General features: G+C 67.7%; 4 protein-coding genes and 1 pseudogene. All 5 read left to right on the top strand.

All coding sequences use genetic code 11. The features are described from left to right. Positions 1-70: 70 nt before the first annotated feature. Positions 71-811, top strand: coding sequence for a pseudouridine synthase (locus tag A612_RS02460; protein ID WP_019373020.1), 741 nt, complete (start codon positions 71-73; stop codon positions 809-811). Positions 812-849: 38 nt separating this feature from the next. Next, positions 850-1,707: an EI24 domain-containing protein gene (locus tag A612_RS02455; RefSeq protein ID WP_040435718.1), complete on the top strand. Its 858-nt coding sequence runs from the start codon at positions 850-852 to the stop codon at positions 1,705-1,707. Beyond that, a complete protein-coding gene (locus A612_RS02450; protein ID WP_019373018.1) occupies positions 1,691-2,521 on the top strand; it encodes a competence/damage-inducible protein A in 831 nt (276 codons plus the stop codon). Before A612_RS02455 ends, A612_RS02450 begins: the two co-directional genes overlap by 17 nt. A 113-nt stretch (positions 2,522-2,634) precedes the next feature. Then, entirely contained in the window at positions 2,635-4,050 is a 1,416-nt protein-coding gene (gene glnA, locus A612_RS02445; RefSeq protein WP_040435717.1) for a type I glutamate--ammonia ligase, read from the top strand. Positions 4,051-4,107: 57 nt separating this feature from the next. Next, positions 4,108-4,332, top strand: a pseudogene (locus A612_RS02440) (hypothetical protein); the annotation flags it as partial.

Raw genomic sequence — 4,332 nt, 5'->3', positions numbered from 1 at the left:
CACTGTGAAAACAGTCGGGCGGTTTTTTTTCGTGGCCAGGAAAGGCGTCGTTCGGTGGTAACTTCGGCGCATGCAGCTGCACGACATCCTCTACTCTCAAGGCTTTGGCACGCGGCGCGTGTGCATGGGTCTGGTCCAGCAGGGCCGGGTCGCCCTTTTCTCCGCGGACGGGGCCTCCGAGCAGGTGTGTCTCGATCCCTTTGTCGAGGTCGAAACGCAAGGGCTGGAGTTCAGCGTCGATGGCGTGCGCTGGAGCTACCATGCCAAGGCCTATGTGCTTCTGCACAAGCCTGCCGGCTTCGAGTGTTCGCAGCGTCCGTCCGCCCATCCGAGCGTGTACACCCTGCTGCCTGCGCCCTTGCGCCAGCGGCCCGTGAAGGGAGGCGTGGCGGGGGTGCAGGCCGTGGGCCGGCTGGACCAGGACACGACCGGACTGTTGCTGTTGAGCGACGATGGAAAATTCATCCACCGGATGGCTTCCCCGCGGCGCCGCGTCCCCAAGGTCTACCGTGTGACTGCGCGGCATGCCTTTGCCCCGGACCAGCTTCGTCGCTTGCTGCAAGGGGTGGTGCTCGATGACGATCCGCGCCCGGTGCAGGCCGTTGCCGTCGAGGCGCTGGACGATCGGGTGATCGAGCTGGCGCTCACCGAAGGCAGGTACCACCAGGTCAAGCGGATGGTGGCGGCGGTGGGCAACCGGGTCGAGGCCCTGCATCGGGTGCGCATTGGAGGACTGGCGCTGCCTGAGGATCTGCCGGAAGGCCAGTGGCGCTGGTTGCAGCCGGCAGACCTTGCCCTGCTGGCGCCCTGAGGCCCGGTTACCGCAGTCCGGAGTATGCTCGCATCCCCATGGGGTTGCTGCTCGATTCCTTCTGGCGTGCCGCGGGCTGCTGCCTGAAGCCGCGCGTGCTCGCCGCGTCGTTGTTGCCGCTGGCAGCAATCGTGTTGCTGGCCTGCGCTGCCGGATGGTTGTTCTGGGCCCCGGCGGTTTCCTGGGCCCGGGACCTGGTTGGGCACGCTGCGTGGCTGGAGGGGATGGGCGGCTGGATCGGGCGCGACAGGGCGGGGCAGGCTGCCGCGGTGGTGGCGCCGCTGCTGGTGATCGTGGTGGCGGGGCCAGTGCTGCTGATGGGTGGCTTGCTGGCGACCACGACGCTGATGATGCCCATGCTGCTTCGCTGGGTGTCGGCCTGCCGTTTCAGCGGCCTGGAGCGCAAGCAGGGCGCCTCCTTGCTGGCCAGCCTGGCCTGGGCCTTGGGCAGTGTCCTGGCGGCGCTCCTCGCGCTGGTGGTGACCTTGCCGCTGTGGCTGCTGCCCCCGCTCATGGTGCTGCTGCCGCCGCTCATCCTGGGCTGGCTGAACTACCGGGTCATGGCTTTCGACGCCTTGGCGGAGCATGCGAGCCGGCAAGAGCGGGTGTCGATCTTTAGGCGACACCGCTGGCCCCTGCTGGCCATCGGGGTGGCGTGCAGTGTGCTTGGGGCGGCCCCCGGCGTGGTGTGGATCTCGGGCTGGTTGTTCCTCGCCGCCTTCGTGGTGCTGGTGCCGCTGGCGGCATGGATCTACACCCTGGTGTTCGTGTTTTCCGCGCTCTGGTTCATCCACTACTGCCTGGCCGCGCTGGCCCAGCTGCGTTCGCAGTCAAGCGGCCCCGCCGCGCTCGACCGTTCTTCCCCTGTTCCCACAGACCATGTCCTCCCCTCCTGAATTCGGCCTGCTGGTCATCGGCGACGAAATCCTCTCGGGCAAGCGCACCGACAAGCATTTTTCCAAGATTGTCGAGCTGCTGGCAGCGCGGGGGCTGGAGCTTGCATGGGCCCAGTACCTGGGCGACGACCGGGCGCGCCTGACTGCCGCCCTGGAGCGCGTGCTGGCCCTGCCGAGGGCGGTGGTCTTCTGCTGCGGGGGGATCGGCGCCACGCCGGACGACCACACCCGCCAGGCTGCGGCCGCGGCGCTGGGCCGGGCCCTGGTGCCGAACGAGGAGGCGCAGGCGCTGGTGCGTGCGCACGCGGAGCGGATGGCGCGCGAGCGGGGTGTGCCCTTCGATCCCGCGCACCCGGACAACCTGCAGCGGCTGCAGATGGGGGTGCTGCCCGCGGGGGCGAGGCTCATCCCGAACCCCTACAACGGCATCGCGGGCTTTACCTGCGACGGGCCGAACGGCGCGGTGGTGCACTTCGTGCCGGGCTTTCCGGTCATGGCCTGGCCGATGATCGAATGGGTGCTTGACTCCAGCTGCAACCACTGGTTCGGCGCGCAAGCGCAGCGCGAGCATTCGGTGGTGCTCTACGGCGCCATGGAGGCAGCACTCACCCCGCTGATGGAGCGCATCGAGGCCGAGCACCCCGGTGTGCGGGTGTTCAGCCTGCCGAGCGTCGACCACCCGGTCCATGGGCGGCACATCGAGCTGGGCGTCAAGGGACCGGCGGCGCTGGTGCCGGCCGCATGGCGACAGCTGCACGATGCCCTGCGCGGGCGCGGCGAGAAGATGGGGCCCGAGCAGGTGCGCGACAGATGAGGGCGGGCGTCGATGCCACACATCCGTGGTGCTGTCAGCCCTGCCGGACGTGGTGCGTTGTATGCTTTGGGGTTTTGTTTCCGTGACCCCTTGTCCAACCCCGGAGTACCTTGATGGCAAAGACTGTTGCTGACGTGATGAACATGGTGGAGGAGAACGAAGTCCGCTTCGTGGACTTCCGCTTCACCGACACCCGGGGCAAGGAGCAGCACGTCACGGTGCCGGTATCGCACTTCGACGAGGACAAGTTCACCGAGGGCCATGCCTTCGATGGCTCCTCCATGCCGGGCTGGAAGGGGATCGAGGCTTCCGACATGCAACTCATGCCGGATCCGGATACGGCCAACATCGACCCGTTCTACGAGGAGACGACGCTGTTTCTGCAGTGCGACGTGGTGGAGCCGGGCGATGGGAAGGCCTATGACCGCGACCCGCGCTCGATCGCCAGGCGCGCCGAGGCCTACCTGCGGGCCTCCGGCCTGGGCGATACCGCCTATTTCGGCCCGGAGCCGGAGTTTTTCCTCTTCGATGGCGTGCGCTGGGGCAACGAGCCGGGGCGCGTGTTCTTCGAGATCGAGGAATACGAGGCGCCCTGGAACAGCGGCGCGCGGCTGGAAGGCGGCAACCGGGGCCACCGGCCCACCACCAAGGGCGGCTACTTCCCGGTGCCGCCGGTGGACAGCACGCATGACATGCGCGCCGAGATGGTGCTCATCCTGGAGCAGCTGGGCATTCCGGTCGAGGTGTTCCACCACGAGGTGGGCGGCGCCGGCCAGAACGAGATCGGCACGCGCTTCTCGACGCTGGTGCAGCGCGCCGACTGGACGCAGACCATGAAGTACGTCATCTGGAACGTGGCCAACAGCTACGGAAAAACGGCGACCTTCATGCCCAAGCCCTATGCGGGCGACAACGGCTCGGGCATGCACGTGCACCAGTCGATCTGGAAGGATGGCAAGAACCTGTTCGCGGGCGACGGCTACGCGGGGCTGTCGGACTTTGCGCTGTACTACATCGGCGGGATCATCAAGCACGCGCGCGCGCTCAATGCCATCACCAACCCGGGCACCAACAGCTACAAGCGGCTGGTGCCTGGCTTCGAGGCCCCCGTGAAGCTGGCCTACAGCTCGCGCAACCGCTCGGCCTCCATCCGCATCCCCTACGTGGCCAACCCGAAGGGGCGGCGCGTGGAGGCGCGCTTCCCGGATCCGCTGGCCAACCCGTATCTGTGCTTCTCGGCGCTGATGATGGCGGGCCTGGATGGGGTGGAAAACCGCATCCATCCGGGCGAGGCCGCGACCAAGGATCTCTACCACCTGCCGCCCGAGGAAGACCGCCTGGTGCCCACCGTCTGCCACAGCCTGGACCAGGCGCTGGAGGCGCTGGACCGCGATCGAGGCTTCCTGACCAAGGGTGGGGTGTTCTCCGATGGGATGCTGGACGCCTACATCGAGCTGAAGATGGCCGAGGTGCAGCGCTACCGGATGGCGCCGCACCCGGTCGAATACGAAATGTACTACTCCCTGTAACCGGGCCCGGACGGCGGCTGGCGCGTGGGGGATACTCGGCCATGCGGCCCGCCAGCCATGTCCCTGAAGAGGCTGGTGCAGGCCATGAGGAAACGCATGAAGCACTACACCCCGATCGCCCTGGGCATGGCCCTGGTCGCGCTGGCACCGGCTTGGGCCCAGGACAGCATCTACCGCTGCGGCAACGAGTACACCAACAACGCCACACAGGCGCGCGAGCGCGGTTGCCGGCTGGTGGAAGGCGGGAACGTCACTATCTTGCAGACCACGCCCCGGCCGGCG

Origin of the sequence: Melaminivora alkalimesophila (genome assembly GCF_000282995.1) — a bacterium.
In the GTDB taxonomy this organism is placed as follows: domain Bacteria; phylum Pseudomonadota; class Gammaproteobacteria; order Burkholderiales; family Burkholderiaceae_C; genus Melaminivora; species Melaminivora alkalimesophila.
This window is presented reverse-complemented; position numbering and strand designations above follow the sequence as displayed.